Genomic DNA, 20,282 nt, shown 5'->3' on the forward strand with positions numbered 1-20,282 from the left:
CTTAAGAATGTTGTGGTTCGTTACAGTTTTCAAATTCATCAGGAGCTTTTCCACAGAACCCGCAAGGGGCACCTTCTTTATTGAGCATAGGATTTTGACTTGCACAAGTGCCAGCGAATTTTCCGTCTTTTTTTGCCCATAATTTTATAGCAATACCAGCAACTGCAAGTGCTAGGAGAATTAATGTAATGACTAAAAGTTTCATCAGTTCAAAATTTATACAAAGATACATCTTTTTAATAATTTGAATCTTTAATAAAGTGGTAATTTATGTGGTGTAAGGACTGAAATGAGTAGAGAACATCAAACCCTGACTATTTTTTATCAAAAAGTATAAACTGTATATAAACAGAAAGGCCGCTCGAATGAGCAGCCTTTTTATGTGTATTTTATTCCCAGAATATGAAACGAGATATGGTTTAGCTTCTTAATTAAATCAATTCTTTAAGGTGACTTCTGCCACAGAATTCTCATTATGGGTATTATTTATTTTTGATCCAGATTTTGGTTCTATGGTAATACTCAATCCTAAGGCATCTTCCATGTAAGGAATTGTTCTCAATTTGTTGCGTTCAGATTCATCCAAAATACCAAGATTTACCATTCTGTCTTGTAGCTCGGCCCAAATTTGATAGGTTTGGTTTTCTGGAAGCTTTGGTAAAGAAACTACATCAATCATTGACGTTTTATCTACAGCATTAATGTAGGCCACCGTCTTAAGATTTTTAGCTCTTGAATTTCCTCTTAAAACGTATTTTTCAGTTTCAGGATTGTTCAACTTCATAAACTGAAGCATGACGTTCTCGAGTTTGTTGTTATTGTTTTCTATATCACTTCTTAGGTCAAAAATCTCATCCACTACCACTTGATTTTCTAGGGCTAAAGATATATTTTGTTCATAAAGTAAGTAAGATAATCCTCCAAAAATTAAGGCCGCAATGCTGGCTGCAATACTAAACCAAGGTGCGCGACTATGCGTGGGAGGTGATGGCAGCGGGATAACCGGGACGTCATCTGTTATTTCTTTGATAACGGCATTCAAAATATATTTTGGAGCCTCTACCGTGTGTGCTTTTGCTAAGATTTCTAAATTGTCTTGAAGTCTTTCATATTCAGCTTCAACTTCAGGGAATTCAGCGATATAACTTTCAACTTCCAGATTTTCGTCAGGAGTTGTGGTGCCTAAGATATAGCTATCCAATAGGCCCGATTCCATGAAAACTTGTAATTTTTTTTCCATTTTTATAATCTTTAGTCGTTGAAGATTTTACGTAAATCTCTCAAACCAATTTTCAATCTAGATTTTATGGTACCTAACGGAATATCTAATTCATCACTAGCTTCTTGTTGTGTCATGCCTTCAAAGAATAGGGCATTTAGAACGATTTGGTACTTTTCTTCGAGTTTGGTAACATGCTCTTTTAAATCGATGACATCCTGATTTAAACTTGCAGTTGGTAGAATATATACGTCTGATTTGTCAATTTGGACTTCCTTATGAAAACGATTGTTAAAACTTCTTAATTTATCGATAGCTGTATTGCGGGCAATTCTGTAGAGCCATGTGAAAAGTTTTGCCTTTGATGAATCGTATCTTTTTGCATTTTTCCAGATTTTCACAAAACTTTCCTGTAAGGCGTCTTGTGCCAGCTCTTCGTTCTTGGTTATTTTTAAAATGACGCCATAAAGACTGTCGGAATAATTTTCATAAAGTAAATTAATCGCAGCTTGATCTCCTTTTTCAAGAAGTTGGACAATATGGTCTTCTAATGAATAGCTCAAAAGTTAAGATTTAGTTTAATGTAAGGTTTAAAAAGTCTATATACACTTAATGGACGTATATCAATCTTTAAGATGGTAAAACTACGAATAAACTCGTTTATTCGTTAAATATTGCATTGATATCTATAGTGTCGAAATTTCTTCTTTTAAGGCATATGATTAATAGCTTTGTCGTTCGAGACTTTAGTGTTTGTTTTAATGCTTTGGCAGAACTTGTTGAAGCCTTTTTATATAATGTTTACCTCAGTTTCAATAGTAATTCCGAAAAGTTGCTTTATCGTTTTTTGAATGAGTAAGGCTAAACTAAGAATGTCTGATCCTTTAGCATTCCCATAATTGACCAATACTAAGGCTTGTTTTTTATGAACGCCATAGTCATTAAATGTTTTTCCCTTAAAACCTGATCTTTCAATCAGCCAACCTGCAGGAACTTTTATTTCGTTTGGAGACACCTCATAATTTGGTATCCCAGGAAATTTGTTTTGAAGCTTTTCAAAATGAGTTTTAGAAATAACAGGGTTTTTAAAAAAACTACCACTGTTTCCAATCTCTTTAGGATTTGGGAGTTTGCTTTCTCTAATCGAAATCACTGCTTTGGAAATGTCTTGTATAGTGGGATTTGTTATGCTCATCGATTCTAACTCGGCCGTAATAGCGCCATATTCCATGTGCAATTGATGATCATCCTTGGTCAATGCCAAGGTCGTGCTTACAATAACATAACTGTTTTTTTTGTCTTGTTTAAATACTGATTCACGATACCCAAACTGACAATGTTCCTTAGTGAAAGTTTCGATTTCTTTCGTATGAATGTTCAGCGCTTCACAGGATTCAAGGACATCTTTTATTTCGATGCCATAGGCACCTATATTTTGAATAGGAGCGGCCCCAACATTGCCTGGAATTAGTGAAAGGTTTTCAATACCTCCAAAATTTTGTTCCAAACACCACAAGACAAATTGGTGCCAGTTTTCGCCAGCACCAGCCTTGACAAGAACTTGGTTTTCTTTTTCGTCAACAACTTCAATGCCTTTAAGCGCCACATGAATTACCAAACAATCCAAATCCTTAGTGAGTAGCATATTGCTACCGCCTCCCAGAATGAATTTTTCGGGATGGGCATCCAAGCTTAAAACTTCTTTTAAGTCTTGAATGCTTTCGACCTTTACAAAATATCTTGCACGCGCATCTAACCCAAATGTGTTATAGGGTTTTAATGATATGTTTTCTTGAATGTGCACTAGTTAGGGTAAACTTTTAAAGCTTCTTTTAAAATATGTACGGCTTTAATCAAGCTGTCTTCATTAAGAACATATGCAATTCTAATTTGGTTCAATCCTGTATTTGGTGTGGAATAGAAACCAGCTGCTGGAGCAACCATAACCGTTTCTTTATTAAGATCATAGCTTTCCAATAACCATTGTGCAAAATGATCGGCACTTTTGACTGGCAATTCTACAATGCAATAGAAAGCACCTTTAGGTTCAGCAACTTTAAGACCGTCAATCTTTTTTAATTCTCTGATGAGCGTATTTCTTCTTTTTACATACTCTTCAATAACATCATCAAAGTAACTTTGTGGTGTTTCAAGGGCAGCTTCACTTGCAATTTGAGCTAAAGTAGGTGGACTCAATCGCGCTTGAGCAAACTTAAGGGCGGTTTGAATGACTTCTTTGTTTCGAGATACAAAATAGCCAATTCTTGCACCACACATGCTATAGCGTTTAGAAACTGAATCAATCATAATTGCATGATCTTCCAATCCTTCTTCTTGCATGATAGAGTAAAACTCATTGCCATCATATACGAACTCTCTATAAACTTCATCCGCAATCAAGAATAGGTCGTGCTTTTTAACAAGATCGGCGAGTTGTTTGATTTCTTCCTTGGAGTAAAGATAACCGGTAGGATTCCCTGGATTACAGATTAAAATCGCCTTTGTTTTATTGGTAATCAGTTTTTCAAATTCTGCAATTGGAGGTAAAGCAAAGTTATCTTCTATTTTAGAAATAACCGGAACAACCTTGATATCTGAAGCCGTAGAAAATCCATTGTAATTGGCGTAAAATGGCTCAGGAATAATGATTTCATCATCAGGATCCATAATACTTCCGAAAGCAAAAAGCAACGCTTCACTACCTCCAGTAGTTACTATGATATCATTATGGCTAACATGAATGTTATTTTTAGCATAATAATCGGCTATTTTTTTTCTATAACCTTCAGAACCTTCTGAGCGTGTGTAAGCTAAAATATCCAAAGAATGTACTCTCACAGCGTCCAATGCTATTTCTGGTGTTTTGATATCAGGTTGACCAATATTTAAATGATATACAGTTTTACCTTCTTTATAGGCTTGTTCAGCGAATGGTACTAACTTCCTTATTGGCGAAGAAGGCATGGACAGCCCTTTCTTTGAAATTTTCGGCATGATATTAATATTTAAGAGTGCAAAGTTCTGAAAATTATCTCAAACATTTTTTAAAATGAGCATGTAAAAAAACAATGTCACCTTAAAGATTTGTAAATTGGTAGAACTCTATCTTTTTCTCCCGATGATAAAGCGATGTTTTATCTTTTTTAGTTTTGTGATCCTATGCCAATTTACTTTTGCACAGAGTGCTTTTCGTTTAATTCGTACGGAAAGCACAAGAATTAAATTTCAGCTCATCGACAATCTCATTGTTATTCCTGTGGAGGTAAATGGACTGCAACTTTCATTTCTTTTAGATTCGGGCGTCGGTAGGCCCATTCTTTTCAATATTATCAACACTTCGGATTCATTAAAATTGAAGAATGTAGAAAGTATTCTGCTCAGAGGCCTCGGAGATGGCGGTAGTGTGGAGGCTTTAAAATCGACAAAAAACCTATTTAAAATAGGCGATGCTGTAAATGTCAATCAGGATGTTTTCATTATTACTGACGAAACTATAAACTTCACACCAAGATTGGGCATTCCTGTGCATGGTATCATCGGTTACGATATTTTAAAGGATTTCATTGTTGAAATCAATTATGGCTCTAAGTTTATCCGGTTAAATAATCCGAAGACCTACAAGTATAGAATATGCAAAATATGTGAAACATTAGACTTGACTTTAGTTGAAAGCAAACCTTATATTGATGCCACCGTTACCGTCAATGAAAGGGACATTCCTGTTAAATTATTGATGGACTCAGGAGGTAGTGATGCTTTATGGCTTTTTGAAAATGATTCCTTAGGATTGGTTCCTGAAAATAATAAGTATTTTATTGACTTCTTTGGCAAAGGATTGAGTGGAAGTGTCCATGGAAAAAAATCAAAAGTGTCGAAGTTCTCCATAAACAATTTTCATCTTAATAATGTGAACGTTGCTTACCCTGATTCAGCTGCTATAAGTTTTGCCAGAAAGTATAAGGAACGCAATGGCAGTATGGGTGGAGAATTGTTAAGACGATTTAATATCATATTAGATTATAAAAACGAAAAAGTGACCTTTAAAAAGAATAATCGCTTTAATGATCCTTTTGAATATAACAAGAGCGGCATCATCATAGAGCAGGATGGCGTTAGGATAGTTAAGGAAATAGAAAACAATTCTCAATTTAAAAATAATCAAACACAGGAGAGTTTGTCTCGACTATCCGTCATTGAAGCTTACAAGTTTATGCTCAAACCGGCTTTCAGAATTGTTGAATTGAGACCTAACTCGCAGGCAGAAAGGGTAGGGATAAAGTTTGGGGATATTATTCTGTCTGTCAACAATAAAGAGGTTCAACATCTTAAAATTCAAGAAGTCAATGCGTTTTTTAGAGAAAAAAATGGGAAGCTCATCAATCTCAAAATTGAGAGAGACGGCGTGATCATGCGCTTTAGTTTTAAATTGGAGAGTTTATTGTAAAAAAAAAAGCCCTCAAAAATGAGAGCTTTTAAATTGTAAGAAACACCTATAATTAGTGTTCCATAACACTTTTGTCTTTTTAATCCAAGACATTCTATTAGCTTTAGTCTACAACCTCGCCTTTAATTTTAAGGGCAACAGTTGGCGTATCGGCATTCGATAAAACTGTAATAGTCTTTCTAATTGGCATGACACGTTGTGTATCATATTTTACTTCTATTTGACCTTTTTCTCCTGGAAGGATTGGTTTCTCAGGTTTTTTTGGTACCGTACAACCACAGGTTGAAGTTACTTTCGAAACAATTAATGGCGCAGTACCTGTATTTGTGAATTCAAATACACGAACGCCATCAGCACCCTTTTGGATTGTGCCGTAATCAATTACGTCCGTTTTAAATTCGATCTTAGCTACTTTTTCTTGTGCAAAAGCAGAAATGCTTAACATTCCTACTAATAAAATTGCTACTAAATTTTTCATCATTTTAATTTTAAATTGATAGTGTCAATATTAGTTACTTTTAACCATTTCACAAAATTTTTTAGTTGAACTGCATCATTCTGTTTGAGACTGGTGCCTGATTTTGGTTTAATATTTGTTTTTATAATTTCACTAAAACAGAAATATAAGTAACTTTGCGTGTTATTATACAAAAACAGTACCAAAGTATGCAAATCCCAACAAAATATTCCGCTTCTAGTGTAGAGGACAAGTGGTATTCCTATTGGATGGAACACAAATATTTCAAGTCCGTTCCAGATGAACGAGAGCCCTATACCATTGTCATTCCACCCCCTAATGTTACAGGAGTTTTACACATGGGTCATATGTTGAATAATACCATTCAAGATGTGCTCATTCGTCGCGCACGTTTGCAAGGTAAAAACGCGTGTTGGGTGCCGGGAACGGATCATGCATCAATTGCGACGGAAGCAAAAGTAGTGGCCAAGTTAAAAGAACAAGGCATTGATAAAAATACATTGTCACGTGAAGAATTCTTAAGCCATGCTTGGGATTGGACCCACGAGTATGGTGGTGTGATTTTAGAGCAATTGAAGAAGTTAGGCTGCTCTTGTGATTGGGATCGTACGAAATTTACCATGGATGACGACATGAGCGAATCCGTCATCAAGGTTTTTGTGGATTTATATAACAAAGGCTTAATATATCGTGGTTTCCGAATGGTCAATTGGGATCCAGAAGCCAAAACGACCTTGTCAGATGAAGAAGTGATTCACGTGGAGCGAACCGACAAGTTATATTATGTCAAATATCAAATTGAAAATCAAGATGATTTTGTTACGATTGCAACCACTCGTCCTGAAACTATATTGGGAGATACAGCAATTTGTGTGAATCCTAACGATGAGCGTTTTCAACATCTTATTGGTAAAAACGTGATTGTGCCTATTTGCAACCGAATTGTGCCTATCATAGCCGATGATTATGTGGATATGGAATTTGGTACAGGATGTTTAAAAATCACTCCGGCGCACGATGTTAATGATAAGGCCATTGGCGACAGACACAATTTGCAAGTTGTCGATATCCTAAATGACGATGCTTCCTTGAATAGTTTTGGTCTGCATCATCAAGGAAAAGATAGAGTAGTGGCCCGTAAAGATGTGACCCAAGAATTGAAGGATTTGGGCATTCTTGTAAAAACTGAAGACATCCTACATAAGGTTGGAACCAGTGAACGAACCAAGGCCGTTATTGAGCCTAGACTTTCGGATCAATGGTTTTTGAAAATGGAAGATTTGGTAAAACCTGCCATTAAAGCGGTTTTGGAAGATGAAGAAGTAAAATTGTTTCCGAAACGGTTCAACAATACCTATCGCCATTGGATGGAAAATATTCGCGATTGGAATATTTCCCGTCAATTACTTTGGGGACAGCAAATTCCTGCTTATTTCTATGGCGATGGAAAAGAGGATTTTGTAGTTGCAGAAAGTCGTGACGAAGCTTTAAAGTTAGCTCAAGAAAAATTAAATAATCCACAACTGACGTTAGACGATTTAACTCAAGATAAAGATGCTCTAGATACTTGGTTTTCTTCTTGGTTATGGCCAATCAGTGTTTTTGACGGGATTCGTAATCCGGATAATCCTGAAATTGAATATTATTATCCCACCAATGACTTGGTAACAGGTCCCGATATTTTATTCTTTTGGGTAGCCCGTATGATTATCGCTGGCTATGAATATAGAGACGAAAAACCGTTTTCAAATGTATATCTTACCGGATTAGTGCGTGATAAACAACGTCGAAAAATGAGTAAATCCTTAGGGAATTCTCCTGATGCTTTAAAGCTGATCGAAGATTATGGCGCTGACGGCGTTCGTGTCGGTTTGTTGTTAAGCTCTGCCGCGGGAAATGATTTGATGTTTGATGAAGACTTATGTAACCAAGGTAAAGGTTTTTCCAATAAAATATGGAATGCCTTCAGATTGGTTACCGGATGGGAAGTTGCAGACATTGAACAACCCGAGGCTTCAAAAATAGCAGTAGAATGGTACCAATCCAAGTTTCAACAAGCTTTGGTTGAAATAGAAGATCATTATAGCAAATACAGATTGTCTGATGCCTTAATGGGAATTTACAAATTGATTTGGGATGATTTCTGCTCGTGGTTATTAGAAATGATCAAACCGGAATACCAGCAGCCTATCGATTCGAAAACATTTAAAAGTGTGATTGAAATCTTTGAATCTAACTTAAAGATTCTTCATCCATTCATGCCATTTTTAACCGAAGAAATTTGGCATTTTATTGCAGAACGAACGCCTGAAGAAGCTTTGATTGTTGCAAAATATCCAAAAATTGAATCTTTTGATGCCCAATTGATTTCTGATTTTGAAATGGTAAAAGAAGTGGTTTCAGGAATTAGAACCATCAGGAAAGATAAAAACATTTCTTTTAAAGACAGTATTGAATTGTCGGTCATCAATAATGACAATCTTTCTGAACGTTATAATTCGGTCATCGAAAAGATGGGGAATATTTCAAAAATGGAATCTGTTACTGAAGCCGTCGATGGAGCCCTAAGTTTTAGAGTCCATTCCAATGAATATTTTATTCCTATTTCTGGCGCTATTAACGTAGAAGAAGAAATCAAGAAATTAAATGACGAATTAAAATACACTGAAGGTTTCTTAAAATCGGTGCAAAGCAAATTGGCAAACGAGCGATTTGTAAACAATGCACCAGAACAGGTTTTGAAAAACGAGCGCAATAAAGAAGCTGATGCTTTAGCTAAAATTGAAACGATTAAATCGAGTTTGGCGAGCTTGAAGTAGGGTTTGTTGCGTTAAGTTGATAACATTCTGTAGTGGAATTGTTTTATAATCGCTATAAATTTTAAAATCTCAGGTTAAATTATTAATCTGAGATTTTTTATTTTAGAATTGAAACGGGTCTCATTTATTATCTACCGTTGATAAAATAAAGCTATGTGAACCTTTGTATTTTCCTTTGCGGAACTTTGCGTAATAGCATTCTTTGGTATAGACACGGATTTCACGGATTGACACGGAATTGATTTATAAGTTTCAATAAAACAATTCCTAGTATTCAATAGAGCACAGATGACGCTGATTTCTGCAGATGTTCACTGATCTTTTCAGGCTTATTTATAAATCAAATTTGACTAATTATAACTTTGCGTCTCTGCGAGAGAAAATGTTTATTGTAAAACTTCTGCGAAATAGGTCTTTGTCTAAAATTGAATTACCGCAAATTGATTAAATGGAATTTGATACTTTGAATTTGTAATTTAAAAATTACCACTCATTAATCCGATTCGAATCCAACTTCACAAAAATAAACAGCAAAATCGTAAACGCCCAAAGTGCGGAACCTCCATAACTGAAGAACGGTAGTGGAATTCCAATTGTGGGAATCAGGCCCATCACCATGCCCACGTTGATCATGAAATGGGCAAATAAGATTGAGGCAACACAATAACCATAGACTCTACTGAATTGTGATTTTTGTAGTTCAGCCAAATACAGGATGCGAAGCAACAGGCATACAAATAGAATTACGACTAGGGCACTTCCCATAAATCCCCATTCCTCTCCAACAGTACTAAAGATGTAGTCGGTATGCTGTTCGGGCACAAATTTTCCAGTGGTTCGAGTACCTTGCATAAATCCTTTTCCTGTCAATCCTCCAGAGCTTATTGCTTTCTCTGATTCATGAAGGTTATAAAGGATGGTTTGTTTCATTTCATGAAGCGCTGTAGGATCGGTTTCCAAACGCAACCAAAGGCTTATTCTGTCTTTTTGATGGAATTGAAGAATATTATTATAGAAATACTTAACTCCAAAAGAAACGGCAACACATGCCAATAGAATGGCGATGGGTTGAAAAATTTGCGGACGTTTCTTCTGTCCAAAAAAGTGATGGGCAAAGATTAAAATTCCGGCAACCCCAACCGCAGTAACCACATTAAATTTGAGCGCTAATATGGCTAGCATAATTAAAAAAACAGCAATGACCAGATAAATTTGTTGTAAACCTTCTCTGTAAAAAACAAAAAAGAAGGCGGCATAAACTACTGTACTTCCAGCGTCATTTTGTAATAAGATCAATAAGGCAGGAATCACGATAATACCCAAGGCTTTAAGTTGATCCTTAAAGGTCTTCATATTGGTTTGAAGGTCACTCATGTATTTTGCGACCGCTAAAGAGGTCGCGAACTTAGCGAACTCACTGGGCTGAAGCGTCATTCCGCCTATACCGTACCACGCCGTGGCGCCACTTACGGTTTTTCCAAAAATAAATAGCCCAATCAGCGATAGGATCGAAATAATATAGATAACACTGGCAAAACGTTCGTAAAACTTAGCGTCCAAAGCCAGAATGAGAACAATTAAAACAAAAGTAAAAATAATAAATACAGACTGTTTCCCATAAGGTTGGCTCATATCAAAATAGCTTTCAATACTCCCAGAATGGGAAGCAGACATGATGTTGAGCCATCCAAAACCAACAAGCAGTAGAAATAATGCAATGGTAATCCAATCAAAATTTAAACCTCTATGATCTCTTTGCATTTAGTCTAGCTTAAATGGTGATGGCGCGTTAATAAGATTCGTGGTGGTATCCATCTTTATTTTATCAATGACTTGTAAAGCAGATTCACGGTTAATCCCAAATGGTTTACCAGAATACGGTTTTATGTATTCATGCTCCAAACTATGGGTTAAAATCCAATTTTCCATAGAGGTCATCGTCACCTCACCCTTAATATACTTTTCAATCATCAAACTGGCAATACGGCCTGCAAATCGACTTCCCCAATAACCATTTTCAACAAAAACGGCAATGGCAATTTTCGGATTGTCTTTAGGTGCGAAAGCCACAAAGATCGAATGGTCGGTCAATTGCGTGCGCTTGCCATCTATTCTCATGAAATTTTCAGCAGTCCCGGTTTTACCACAAATATCAATTCCAGGTATCCGAAGTGAAGCAGCTGTTCCTACATTATAGGCATCGAACATGCCCTGCACTATAGGTTCAAAATGTTCTTTATTAATGGTAGTGTAATTAGGGGTTGTATATTTTGCATCAATGTCTTGTCCCTCAATTCTTTTAATGATGTGAGGGGTATAGTAAAACCCGCGATTACTTATCGCCGCTACCATATTTGCTAATTGAATAGGAGTTGCTTCAACTTCACCCTGTCCAATGGAATTAGAAATGTTGTAGGTTGACGACCATCTGTTTTTACCGTACCATTTGTCATAAAACGCACCATCAGGAATACGACCTTTATTTCCAATCTTAAGGTCGTAACCCAAATATTCGCCCAATCCAAAACTTTTGACGTGGTTGCTCCATACATCCATGCCTTCACTTGGTTTGTCGTATTTGTCAATGACGCGTCTATAGACATTGACAAAATAAGCGTTACAGGATTGTGCGATACCGGTATTCATGGATAAGGGGCTCGCATGGCTGTGACATCCTGTCAACCTTCTGTTTCCAAGGTAATAACCATGTCTACACGTAAATTGATCTTGTGTGGTCACTACTTTTTCCTGAAGACCAATTAAAGCACTGAGCACTTTAAAAGGAGAACCAGGAGGGTATTGCGCCTTTAAACTTCGATCAAAAAGTGGTTTTGCAATAGTATCGGTATATAACTTAGAAAAATTCCTTGAGCGTTGTCTTCCCACCAATAAATTAGGATTGTAGGTTGGTGCCGAAACCATGGCCAGAATCTCACCAGAACTTGGCTCTATGGCAATGATACCGCCATGTTTATGGGTCATCAAGAGTTCACCATATTTTTGTAGTTCAGAATCAATCGTAATGCTGATGTCTTTACCTGGAACCGGTAAGGTGTCATGAATCCCGTCTTTATAAGGACCAATATCTCTGTTGAACCTATCCTTTTGAATGAATTTGATTCCTTTTACACCTCGCAGTACTTCCTCATAGGAAAGTTCAACGCCTTGTTTACCTATTAAATCTCCACTTTTATAGTACGGATCGTTTTCGATAATATAGTTGTTGACTTCACCAATATCTCCTAAAACGTTCGCGCCAATATTGGTTTGATAATCTCTTAAAGAACGTTTTTGGATATAGAACCCTTCATACTTCCTGATTTTTTCCTGTAAAACGGCATATTCAATTCTTGAAAGTTGCGGAATAAAAACAGATGGTAGTCGTGGGGAATAGCGATATGCTTTATCATAGAATTTGATAAAATCTTCCTTGGTGATTTTTAAAAGATTGCAAAACTCCAGGGTATCCATCTCTTTGACTTCACGAGGGATGAACATCACATCATAAGAGGGCTGATTGGCGACCAGTAATTTGCCATTTCGATCATAAACGTAACCGCGTTTTGGGTAATCGTAAACCTTTCGGATGGCGTTGTCATCATACAGGCTATATGGATCTTCATCGTACACTTGTAAATAAAATAAGCGTGCAATAAAAACCAAACCTACAACAACGATTACTGAAAGGAGTAGTAATTTTCTCATTTACGTTTTTTACTGAAAAGAATTGAAATAATTAAACAAAGTATAATGGTAAAAATTCCTGAGAATAGCGTTTTTTCAAGAATTAACAATATTTTAGAAATGTTAAAAATTTCTAAGGAAAACATAATTAGATGATGGACGACCACCATCGCTGAAAAATAGGTCAATTTACTTCCGAAATCCATTTGATCGAATTTTATGGATTGATAGTCATATACCGTTCCAAAAGAAAACTTCAAAAACACCGGTCTAATATATGCTGCGGTTACACAGGCTGCAGCATGAACTCCTCCAGAGTCGGAGAACACATCCACACTTAAACCCAATAAAAATGCTAAAAAAACAAATAAAGTTCGGTCGTTATTTGCTGGATATAATAGAATGAAAAGAATGTAAATATAGGGATTGATATAACCCAAAAAATCGATATGGTTAAAGATCAATACTTGTACCAAAACCAAAATGATAAACCTTGCGGCTATATTGAGCGTTGCCTTAGTCATCTTTTGTTTTTTGTAGTGATTTTATTTCTTCAGCCTGTAAGTTTTCAATCACATAAACATGACCAATATTGGTCATATCATTAAACAATTTTACGTTTACGATATACGTATCGCCTCCAGTATCGAGCTTGTAAGAATTAATCGTGCCTATTAATATGCCTTTTGGGAAAATCGTGGATTGTCCTCCAGTAATAATAGTATCGCCAATGGCAACTGGTGCAAATTTTGAAAGGTCGATGAGTTGTGCGAATTCCGCCGATTCTGTATTCCAAACCAAAGAACCAATATGATTGGTCTTTTTTAATTGGGCATTGATACGGCTACGGGTGTTTAAAATCGATAGCACTGAAGCGAAATTTTGCGAGGTATTTTCGATAATACCAACAATTCCTTTTGAGGTAATCACACCATGATCTATTTTAATACTATCCTTGGCGCCTTTATTGATGGTCAAATAATTGGTGGACTGGGAATAACTGTTTTTATAAACATCGGCAGTTCTAAATTTGAAATGCTGGTTTAATTTGAGACTATCTTTTAGAATGTCCTTCAGGGTATCCACATCCATATTATGAACTATGGATTTTAACATGCGGTTCTCTTCTAATAAAGCTTTGTTTTCTTTACCCAAATTAAAGTATTTCCCAATGCTGTTGGCCGTTTGGTAAACCCTCCCTGTAACTACATTGGACGAGTTAATAAACTTACTTTTGTGATAGGAGTGTGATTGAATCGTGAAAAACAGAGACAAGCCAAAAAGCAACAAAAACACAAGAAAAGTTTTGTTCCTAAGTACAAAGTTTATGATTTGTTGCATTGGGACTTAACTATTTTATCAAGATACTTTTGAATTTAGGAAGATTTTTCAATACAATTCCCGTTCCTCTAACAACTGCCCTTAAGGGATCTTCAGCAATATAAACAGGTAAATCTGTTTTTTGTGACAAACGTTTGTCCAGACCTCTAAGCATAGAGCCACCACCAGCAAGATAAATTCCGGTGTTGTAAATATCAGCAGCTAATTCTGGCGGCGTCTGTGATAAAGTTTCCATAACAGAATCCTCAATACGCAAAATAGATTTATCAAGTGCTTTTGCAATTTCGCGATACGAAATTTGAACTTGCTTAGGTTTTCCTGTTAAAAGGTCACGTCCTTGAACGCTCATTTCTTCTGGAGGTAGCTCTAAATCTTCAGTTGCAGCACCAATTTGAATTTTAATTTTTTCCGCGGTGCGTTCTCCCACATATAAGTTGTGTTGCGTACGCATATAGTATACGATGTCATTTGTAAAGACATCACCAGCTACTTTAACTGATTTGTCACATACAATTCCACCAAGAGCGATCACTGCAATTTCAGTAGTACCACCTCCTATATCTACAATCATGTTTCCTTTTGGTTGCATGATGTCAATACCAATACCAATAGCTGCAGCCATTGGCTCATGGATTAAATACACTTCTTTACCGTTAACACGCTCACAAGATTCTTTTACCGCACGCATCTCAACCTCAGTAATCCCTGACGGAATACAAACCACCATGCGCAGCGCAGGGGTGAAAAAACGCTTTTTTAAGGCAGGGATATTCTTTATGAACATATTGATCATTTGTTCAGAAGCATCAAAATCGGCAATAACCCCATCTTTTAATGGCCGTATTGTTTTAATGTTTTCATGCGTTTTACCTTGCATCAGATTGGCTTCTTTACCAACAGCAATTATTTTTCCTGAAATTCGGTCTCTTGCAACTATTGAAGGACTATCGACAACTACTTTATCATTGTGAATAATTAAGGTGTTTGCAGTCCCTAAATCTATGGCTATTTCCTCTGTTAAGAAGTCAAAAAATCCCATGTATGTTATTGATTATTTAGGTTTATATTCGTTTTTTTTTTTTGATATTGTTGTAAATGTAATAAAACTTCATAACTATCAAAGCGTTTATTACATACGTATTTTTATAGCCTTTAGACGGCGTCTTATTGTAATTTTTGCGATTTAATGCTTAAAATGACGCGTTCCAGTAAATACCATTGATACGTTATTAGCGTTGCAATAATCGATACTCAATTCATCTTTAATAGAGCCTCCTGGTTGGATTACAGCAGTAATACCCGCATCTTTCGCAATTTCCACACAATCAGGAAATGGGAAAAAAGCATCACTCGCCATCACGGCGCCTTTCAAGTCAAAATTAAAAGTTTGTGCTTTATGGATGGCTTGGTTAAGGGCATCCACACGACTGGTTTGTCCGGTTCCGCTGGCAAACAATTGTTTGTTTTTTGCCAATACGATAGTGTTTGATTTGGTATGCTTGCAAATTTTGGAGGCAAATATCAAATCATCTAACTCGTTTTTAGACGGTTTATTGTTGGTCGCATAGCTTAAATCAGTTAAAGCATCTGTGATATTATCTTTGTCCTGAACTAAAATGCCATTCAAACAAGTTCTTACACTTGTTTGTGGAAGTGCGATATCTTTTTGAATTAAAAGGATTCTGTTTTTCTTGCCTTCTAATAGTTCTTTCGCTTCCGCAGAAAAGCTTGGTGCTATAACTACTTCACAAAACAAATTGTGGATCTCTTCGGCCGTGGCTTTGTCAATCTCCGTATTTGCAATTAAAACACCACCAAAAGCAGAAACAGGATCGCCAGCCAATGCATCAAGATACGCTTGGTGTAAAGTTTCTCTTTGCGCAAATCCGCAAGCATTGTTGTGTTTTAAAATAGCGAAGGTTGGCGCTTCATCTTTAAACTCATTCATCAAATTCACTGCCGCATCTACGTCCAAAAGATTGTTGTAGCTCAATTCCTTACCATGAAGTTGGTCGAACATCGCGTCAAAATCTCCAAAGAAATAGCCTTTTTGATGTGGGTTTTCGCCATAACGCAATTCTTTTCCATTAGTTTCACTGATTTTTAAAACTGTTTCTACGTTCTCTTTGTTGAAATAATTAAAAATAGCCGTATCGTAATGTGAAGACACATTAAAGGCTTTCCCCGCAAAACGCTTTCTGTCTGCATCTGAAGTTTCTCCCTTTTTAGCTATTAATAATTCCAAGAATTCTGCATAATCGTCCACAGAAGACACACAAATCACATCAGCATAATTTTTGGCAGCCGCTCTAATTAAAGAAATGCCTCCAATATCTATTTTTTCAATAATATCTTCATGACTTGAATCAGAAGCCACGGTTTTTTCAAACGGATATAAATCCACAACAACCAAATCAATTTGTGGGATTGAAAATTCTGCCAATTCTGCGATATCCTTTGCATTATCCTGACGGTTCAAAATCCCTCCAAAAACTTTTGGATGCAACGTTTTAACACGACCGCCCAAAATAGATGGGTAGGTGGTGACCTCTTCCACAGGAATGACTTTGATGCCTAAATCCTTGATGAAACTTTCAGTGCCGCCAGTGGAGTATATGGTAACGCCTAACTGGTTTAATTCTTTAACAATAGGTTCTAATCCGTCTTTACTGAAAACAGAAATTAATGCAGATGAAATGGTTTTGTTGTGCATGGTGTTGTGTGTTTGTTTTGGCCTCATTTTTCAATGAATGCGATGGAAAAATAAAAATTTAATGAAATGCGAATTTTTAAAGCGCAAAAGTACATATTCTTAAAGACAATTTAAGGTAACAAGACTCAGTTTATTTATGTTTTTTGTAACAAAAAACTGTTAAATACGTCCTATCTTTAAAATCGTTTTAAAACCACCAAAAATAGATGCTGCTTTACCTACGCTTATTTAAAGAAAGTTTTTCATTCGCCATAAACGCACTTACCAACAATAAACTGCGCACGTTTTTATCCTTATTGGGCGTCACGATCGGTATTTTTTCCATTATTGCAGTTTTGGCGGCAGTCGATTCTTTGGACAGAAATATCAAGGATCAACTGTCAGGATTGGATAAAAACACGATGTATTTAACTAAGTATTCTTTTGGACCAACTAATGTTCCCCGATGGCAACGCGATAATTTTCCGCAAACGGAATATAGCGACTTTGATTTTATAAGACGAAATGTGCCAGACATTGCGGCGTCGGCCTATGTGATTTTTGGAAGTCCACAAACGGTCCGTTATGGTGCAGAAACCCTCTCGGGCGTCAATATTACTCCAGTGTCCAATGAAATTTATGACATTGAGAACGTAAAGATTGAAGAGGGGCGATTTTATACCGAATCAGAATCCATTAACGGTTCGCCAGTCATTGTTTTAGGCCATTCCATTGCCGAAAACCTATTTGGAAATGCAAATCCGATAGGAAAACAAATTAGGGCTTATGGTCGAAAACTGACCGTGATAGGGGTTATTAAAAAAATGGGTTCAGGTCTTGGCGATAGTTCGGATGACAAAGCTTTTGTACCTGCAAATTTTGTCAGACGTTTTCAAACGGGTGGTGTTGATGGTATTCCTGGGGCAGTTATTATAAAACCCGAAAAAGGTGTGGATATGGGGGCTTTTGAAGGCGTTTTGAAACAGAAATTTAGAGTTTATAGAGGATTAAAGGCAGGCGAGCCTGATAACTTTTTCGTTAACAAGATGTCTGGTTTTACTGATGCTATTGATGGTATTATTGGCACCATGAATATTATGGGATGGATTATTAGTGGTTTCTCTTTATTGGTCGGCGGGTTCGGAATTGCGAATATCATGTTTGTGAGCGTAAAGGAACGCACCAATTTAATAGGTATTCAGAAATCCTTGGGTGCAAAAAACAGGTTCATCTTATTTCAGTTTTTATTTGAAGCTGTGATTTTAGCGGTTATTGGCGGACTTATTGGACTGTTTTTTGTGTGGATTGTGTCGTTAATTGCCTCTCAGTTTACGGGCGATTTCGAATTTGTACTTTCTGCCGGTAATATGTTTTTAGGGTTTGTACTTTCTACCATCATTGGATTGATCTCTGGCGTGATTCCTGCTATTTCAGCAGCACGGCTCGATCCTGTTGAAGCCATTAGAACGGGAATGTAAGGTAGAGCTGAAAATTTCAAAAAAACAAAATCCAAATTCCAATAGTTTAGATAAATCTTGCGCACTAATCGTCTAACTATTTATAGGAACTAAAAAACCTCTCAGGTTTTGAAAACCTGAGAGGTTTGATACTCTGCATTTAGAAAATCACAAAAAAATAAAATCCAAATTCTAACACCCGCAGTGAGTTATTGGAATTTGGAATTTTCACATTGGAGTTTACGCAAGTATCGTAGCAACTTGCGCACAAACAAACTCTAAAAATCGTTCGTCTTTTTCAGTAAACGGATCAATCGTGTTGGAGTCAATATCAATTTGACCTATGTTTTCGCCATTCACAAAAATAGGAATTACAATTTCTGACTTGACCGTAATGCTACAAGCGATATAATTGTCCTGTGCAGAAACATCCGGAACTACAAAATTCTGATTGCTCACGGCGACCTGTCCACAAATGCCTTTTCCAAAAGGAATTATCGTGTGATCCGTTGGTTCACCAACATAAGGGCCTAATTTTAATTCTTCCTTGTCGCCATTTCTAAAATAAAAGCCTACCCAATTGTAATAAGGAACGTTAGCTTCAAGCACTTCACAAATTGAAAGCAAACGCTCATCAACGGTATGGTTCTTTTTAGAAATTATCGAAATTATTTGAGGTTTAAGTTGTTCTAGATTCATTGTTCAAAAGTTTTTGGTAAAAGTATTCAATATCTATCGCTTCAATTCTCGTTTTTGTATATTTTTAACAACGTACATAAAACTTGCATTTTTGAAGGATCTTATCATAAAATATAAATCTGTTATTAAGTTTATCTTGACGTTTTTAGTCGTCTATGCTATTTTGACTTTTGTGTATAAAGTGTATTTGGACTCTTCGGATGGATCAACATATTATCCAGATTACCTTACCAATTTAGTAGCCAAACAAACGGATTCTTTATTGCATGCGTTTGGTTATGCTTCCCGAATAGAAAAGCATCCCGATGAACCTTCAATGAAGCTTATTGTTAATGGTGAATTTGTAGCACGCATTATTGAAGGCTGTAACGCCATGAGTGTTATTATTTTATTTATCTCATTCATCATCGCATTCGCTGGAAAAGCTAAAACGACGTTTTTCTATATTTTAGCAGGCAGCATACTTATTTACATCGTAAATATATTCCGAATTGCGATTTTGTCAGTGGGATTATATCATTATCCTTGGCGGAGTGAAGAGTTACATACGGTTATCTTTCCATTGATTATTTACGGAATGGTTTTTTTGCTTTGGATGTTTTGGGTCAATCGGTTTTCAAGCTTAAGTTCGTTAAATGAGTAATATTGTAAAAATGATGGGGTTGCTGGTGCTTTTCGGATTATTGATCTTGATTCGCGCTTTTGAAAACGAATTATTCTACGATCCCTATCTTACATTTTTTAAAAACGACTATCTCTATATTGACAATCCACGTCGTGAAGTTTTTAAGCTCACACTATTTACGGCACTGAGATATTTTCTTAATTCACTATTTTCATTAGGGATTATTTTTATTTTCTTCAACGATAGCAGTGTGGTCAAATTTTCAACTTTTATTTACGTCGTTGCGTTTTTATTACTGTTGCCAGTGTTCTTGTATTTTGTGATTAATCCAAAACAGGAAGATTATTACATCTTTTTCAATATTAGACGATTTTTAATCCAGCCCTTGCTATTGTTATTGTTGTTACCAGCATTTTATTATCACAAACTGAAAAAAAATTAAGGTTTTTTTAATATGCTTAATTCAAACCGAATTTTTGTATTTTTGCAGTGATGTATCAAAAAAACCTTCATAAAGTTTTTTCCGTAGCCATGGCATTTTTAGTGCTATTGTCCACACTTTCATTTACTATGGAAAAGCATTTTTGTGGAGATACATTAATCGATGTCGCCATTTTTACAAAGGCGATTACCTGCGGAATGGATATGGAAGCGGTTTCTAAAATTTCTTTAGAAAAGAAGTCCTGCTGCAAAGATGAATTAGAAATTGTAAAAGGTCAGGACAAATTAAAAAAGGCTTCTTTTGAAGATTTACATCTTGATCAACAGTTTTTTTTAGCCGCTTTAGTGTATTCATTTACCAATCTTTTTGAAGTCTTACCTAA

General features: G+C 36.1%; 19 protein-coding genes. 6 read left to right on the forward strand and 13 right to left on the reverse strand.

Annotated features, from left to right (window positions below):
- Position 1 precedes the first annotated feature (1 nt).
- The 5 genes from ABIQ28_RS10505 to ABIQ28_RS10525 form a co-directional block, all read right to left on the reverse strand.
- On the reverse strand, positions 2–205 hold the full coding sequence (locus ABIQ28_RS10505; RefSeq protein WP_348037028.1) for a membrane or secreted protein: 204 nt from the start codon (positions 203–205) through the stop codon (positions 2–4).
- A gap of 231 nt (positions 206–436) precedes the next feature.
- Positions 437–1,240 (reverse strand): anti-sigma factor, encoded by an 804-nt coding sequence (locus tag ABIQ28_RS10510; RefSeq protein ID WP_348037030.1) that lies wholly within the window; start codon positions 1,238–1,240, stop codon positions 437–439.
- A gap of 11 nt (positions 1,241–1,251) precedes the next feature.
- Positions 1,252–1,782, reverse strand: coding sequence for an RNA polymerase sigma factor (locus ABIQ28_RS10515; protein ID WP_348037032.1), 531 nt, complete (start codon positions 1,780–1,782; stop codon positions 1,252–1,254).
- A 227-nt stretch (positions 1,783–2,009) separates the two neighbouring features.
- Positions 2,010–3,023 (reverse strand): UDP-N-acetylmuramate dehydrogenase, encoded by a 1,014-nt coding sequence (gene murB, locus ABIQ28_RS10520; protein WP_348037034.1) that lies wholly within the window; start codon positions 3,021–3,023, stop codon positions 2,010–2,012.
- Positions 3,023–4,213 (reverse strand): pyridoxal phosphate-dependent aminotransferase, encoded by a 1,191-nt coding sequence (locus ABIQ28_RS10525; RefSeq protein ID WP_348037036.1) that lies wholly within the window; start codon positions 4,211–4,213, stop codon positions 3,023–3,025. The genes murB and ABIQ28_RS10525 overlap by 1 nt, the downstream gene beginning before the upstream one ends.
- A 124-nt stretch (positions 4,214–4,337) precedes the next feature.
- Between ABIQ28_RS10525 and ABIQ28_RS10530 the strand changes: the two genes are divergently transcribed.
- Positions 4,338–5,663, forward strand: a complete 1,326-nt coding sequence (locus tag ABIQ28_RS10530; protein WP_348037038.1) for an aspartyl protease family protein — start codon at positions 4,338–4,340, stop codon at positions 5,661–5,663.
- Positions 5,664–5,766: 103 nt separating this feature from the next.
- Here the strand turns inward: ABIQ28_RS10530 and ABIQ28_RS10535 are convergent, their stop codons facing one another.
- Positions 5,767–6,141 (reverse strand): DUF1573 domain-containing protein, encoded by a 375-nt coding sequence (locus ABIQ28_RS10535; protein ID WP_348037040.1) that lies wholly within the window; start codon positions 6,139–6,141, stop codon positions 5,767–5,769.
- A gap of 188 nt (positions 6,142–6,329) precedes the next feature.
- Between ABIQ28_RS10535 and ABIQ28_RS10540 the strand changes: the two genes are divergently transcribed.
- Entirely contained in the window at positions 6,330–8,960 is a 2,631-nt protein-coding gene (locus tag ABIQ28_RS10540) for a valine--tRNA ligase (protein WP_348037042.1), read from the forward strand.
- 483 nt (positions 8,961–9,443) lie between these two features.
- On the opposite strand, the gene rodA is transcribed toward ABIQ28_RS10540, so the two are convergent.
- The 6 genes from rodA to purH all read right to left on the reverse strand — a co-directional run bounded on the left by rodA (position 9,444) and on the right by purH (position 16,698).
- On the reverse strand, positions 9,444–10,721 hold the full coding sequence (rodA, locus tag ABIQ28_RS10545; protein ID WP_348037044.1) for a rod shape-determining protein RodA: 1,278 nt from the start codon (positions 10,719–10,721) through the stop codon (positions 9,444–9,446).
- Positions 10,722–12,665: a penicillin-binding protein 2 gene (gene mrdA, locus ABIQ28_RS10550; protein WP_348037046.1), complete on the reverse strand. Its 1,944-nt coding sequence runs from the start codon at positions 12,663–12,665 to the stop codon at positions 10,722–10,724.
- Entirely contained in the window at positions 12,662–13,168 is a 507-nt protein-coding gene (locus tag ABIQ28_RS10555) for a rod shape-determining protein MreD (RefSeq protein ID WP_348037048.1), read from the reverse strand. The genes mrdA and ABIQ28_RS10555 overlap by 4 nt, the downstream gene beginning before the upstream one ends.
- Positions 13,161–13,985 carry a rod shape-determining protein MreC gene (mreC, locus tag ABIQ28_RS10560; protein WP_348037050.1) on the reverse strand — a complete coding sequence of 275 codons (825 nt, stop codon included), beginning with the start codon at positions 13,983–13,985 and terminating at the stop codon, positions 13,161–13,163. Before mreC ends, ABIQ28_RS10555 begins: the two co-directional genes overlap by 8 nt.
- Before the next feature lie 10 nt (positions 13,986–13,995).
- A complete protein-coding gene (locus tag ABIQ28_RS10565) occupies positions 13,996–15,024 on the reverse strand; it encodes a rod shape-determining protein (RefSeq protein WP_348037052.1) in 1,029 nt (342 codons plus the stop codon).
- Positions 15,025–15,168: 144 nt separating this feature from the next.
- Entirely contained in the window at positions 15,169–16,698 is a 1,530-nt protein-coding gene (gene purH / locus ABIQ28_RS10570; protein ID WP_348037066.1) for a bifunctional phosphoribosylaminoimidazolecarboxamide formyltransferase/IMP cyclohydrolase, read from the reverse strand.
- A 206-nt stretch (positions 16,699–16,904) separates the two neighbouring features.
- Here purH and ABIQ28_RS10575 point away from each other — a divergent pair, with 206 nt between their 5' ends.
- The gene (locus tag ABIQ28_RS10575) at positions 16,905–18,155 is read left to right on the forward strand and encodes an ABC transporter permease (protein ID WP_348037054.1); all 1,251 of its coding nucleotides are present in this window, start codon (positions 16,905–16,907) and stop codon (positions 18,153–18,155) included.
- Between the two features lie 219 nt (positions 18,156–18,374).
- Here the strand turns inward: ABIQ28_RS10575 and ABIQ28_RS10580 are convergent, their stop codons facing one another.
- On the reverse strand, positions 18,375–18,833 hold the full coding sequence (locus tag ABIQ28_RS10580) for a GAF domain-containing protein (RefSeq protein ID WP_348037056.1): 459 nt from the start codon (positions 18,831–18,833) through the stop codon (positions 18,375–18,377).
- 91 nt (positions 18,834–18,924) lie between these two features.
- Between ABIQ28_RS10580 and xrtF the strand changes: the two genes are divergently transcribed.
- The 3 genes from xrtF to ABIQ28_RS10595 all read left to right on the forward strand — a co-directional run.
- On the forward strand, positions 18,925–19,476 hold the full coding sequence (xrtF, locus tag ABIQ28_RS10585) for an exosortase family protein XrtF (protein WP_348037061.1): 552 nt from the start codon (positions 18,925–18,927) through the stop codon (positions 19,474–19,476).
- Positions 19,469–19,900: an exosortase F system-associated protein gene (locus ABIQ28_RS10590; RefSeq protein WP_348037063.1), complete on the forward strand. Its 432-nt coding sequence runs from the start codon at positions 19,469–19,471 to the stop codon at positions 19,898–19,900. The genes xrtF and ABIQ28_RS10590 overlap by 8 nt, the downstream gene beginning before the upstream one ends.
- A gap of 89 nt (positions 19,901–19,989) precedes the next feature.
- The coding region (locus ABIQ28_RS10595) for a hypothetical protein (RefSeq protein ID WP_348037064.1) at positions 19,990–20,282 on the forward strand (293 nt) is incomplete at its 3' end.

It is taken from the genome of Gelidibacter sp. (assembly GCF_039916245.1).
GTDB lineage: Bacteria > Bacteroidota > Bacteroidia > Flavobacteriales > Flavobacteriaceae > Gelidibacter.

Excerpts from the sequence above, each read along its gene's own strand:
- ABIQ28_RS10565 (WP_348037052.1), bottom strand. The coding sequence starts at position 15,024 with ATGGGATTTTTTGACTTCTTAACAGAGGAAATAGCCATAGATTTAGGG.
- ABIQ28_RS10525 (WP_348037036.1), bottom strand. The coding sequence starts at position 4,213 with ATGCCGAAAATTTCAAAGAAAGGGCTGTCCATGCCTTCTTCGCCAATA.
- ABIQ28_RS10530 (WP_348037038.1), top strand. The coding sequence starts at position 4,338 with ATGATAAAGCGATGTTTTATCTTTTTTAGTTTTGTGATCCTATGCCAA.
- ABIQ28_RS10510 (WP_348037030.1), bottom strand. The coding sequence starts at position 1,240 with ATGGAAAAAAAATTACAAGTTTTCATGGAATCGGGCCTATTGGATAGC.
- ABIQ28_RS10590 (WP_348037063.1), top strand. The coding sequence starts at position 19,469 with ATGAGTAATATTGTAAAAATGATGGGGTTGCTGGTGCTTTTCGGATTA.
- mrdA (WP_348037046.1), bottom strand. The coding sequence starts at position 12,665 with ATGAGAAAATTACTACTCCTTTCAGTAATCGTTGTTGTAGGTTTGGTT.
- ABIQ28_RS10540 (WP_348037042.1), top strand. The coding sequence starts at position 6,330 with ATGCAAATCCCAACAAAATATTCCGCTTCTAGTGTAGAGGACAAGTGG.
- ABIQ28_RS10580 (WP_348037056.1), bottom strand. The coding sequence starts at position 18,833 with ATGAATCTAGAACAACTTAAACCTCAAATAATTTCGATAATTTCTAAA.
- purH (WP_348037066.1), bottom strand. The coding sequence starts at position 16,698 with ATGCACAACAAAACCATTTCATCTGCATTAATTTCTGTTTTCAGTAAA.
- ABIQ28_RS10555 (WP_348037048.1), bottom strand. The coding sequence starts at position 13,168 with ATGACTAAGGCAACGCTCAATATAGCCGCAAGGTTTATCATTTTGGTT.
- ABIQ28_RS10535 (WP_348037040.1), bottom strand. The coding sequence starts at position 6,141 with ATGAAAAATTTAGTAGCAATTTTATTAGTAGGAATGTTAAGCATTTCT.
- mreC (WP_348037050.1), bottom strand. The coding sequence starts at position 13,985 with ATGCAACAAATCATAAACTTTGTACTTAGGAACAAAACTTTTCTTGTG.
- rodA (WP_348037044.1), bottom strand. The coding sequence starts at position 10,721 with ATGCAAAGAGATCATAGAGGTTTAAATTTTGATTGGATTACCATTGCA.
- ABIQ28_RS10505 (WP_348037028.1), bottom strand. The coding sequence starts at position 205 with ATGAAACTTTTAGTCATTACATTAATTCTCCTAGCACTTGCAGTTGCT.
- ABIQ28_RS10575 (WP_348037054.1), top strand. The coding sequence starts at position 16,905 with ATGCTGCTTTACCTACGCTTATTTAAAGAAAGTTTTTCATTCGCCATA.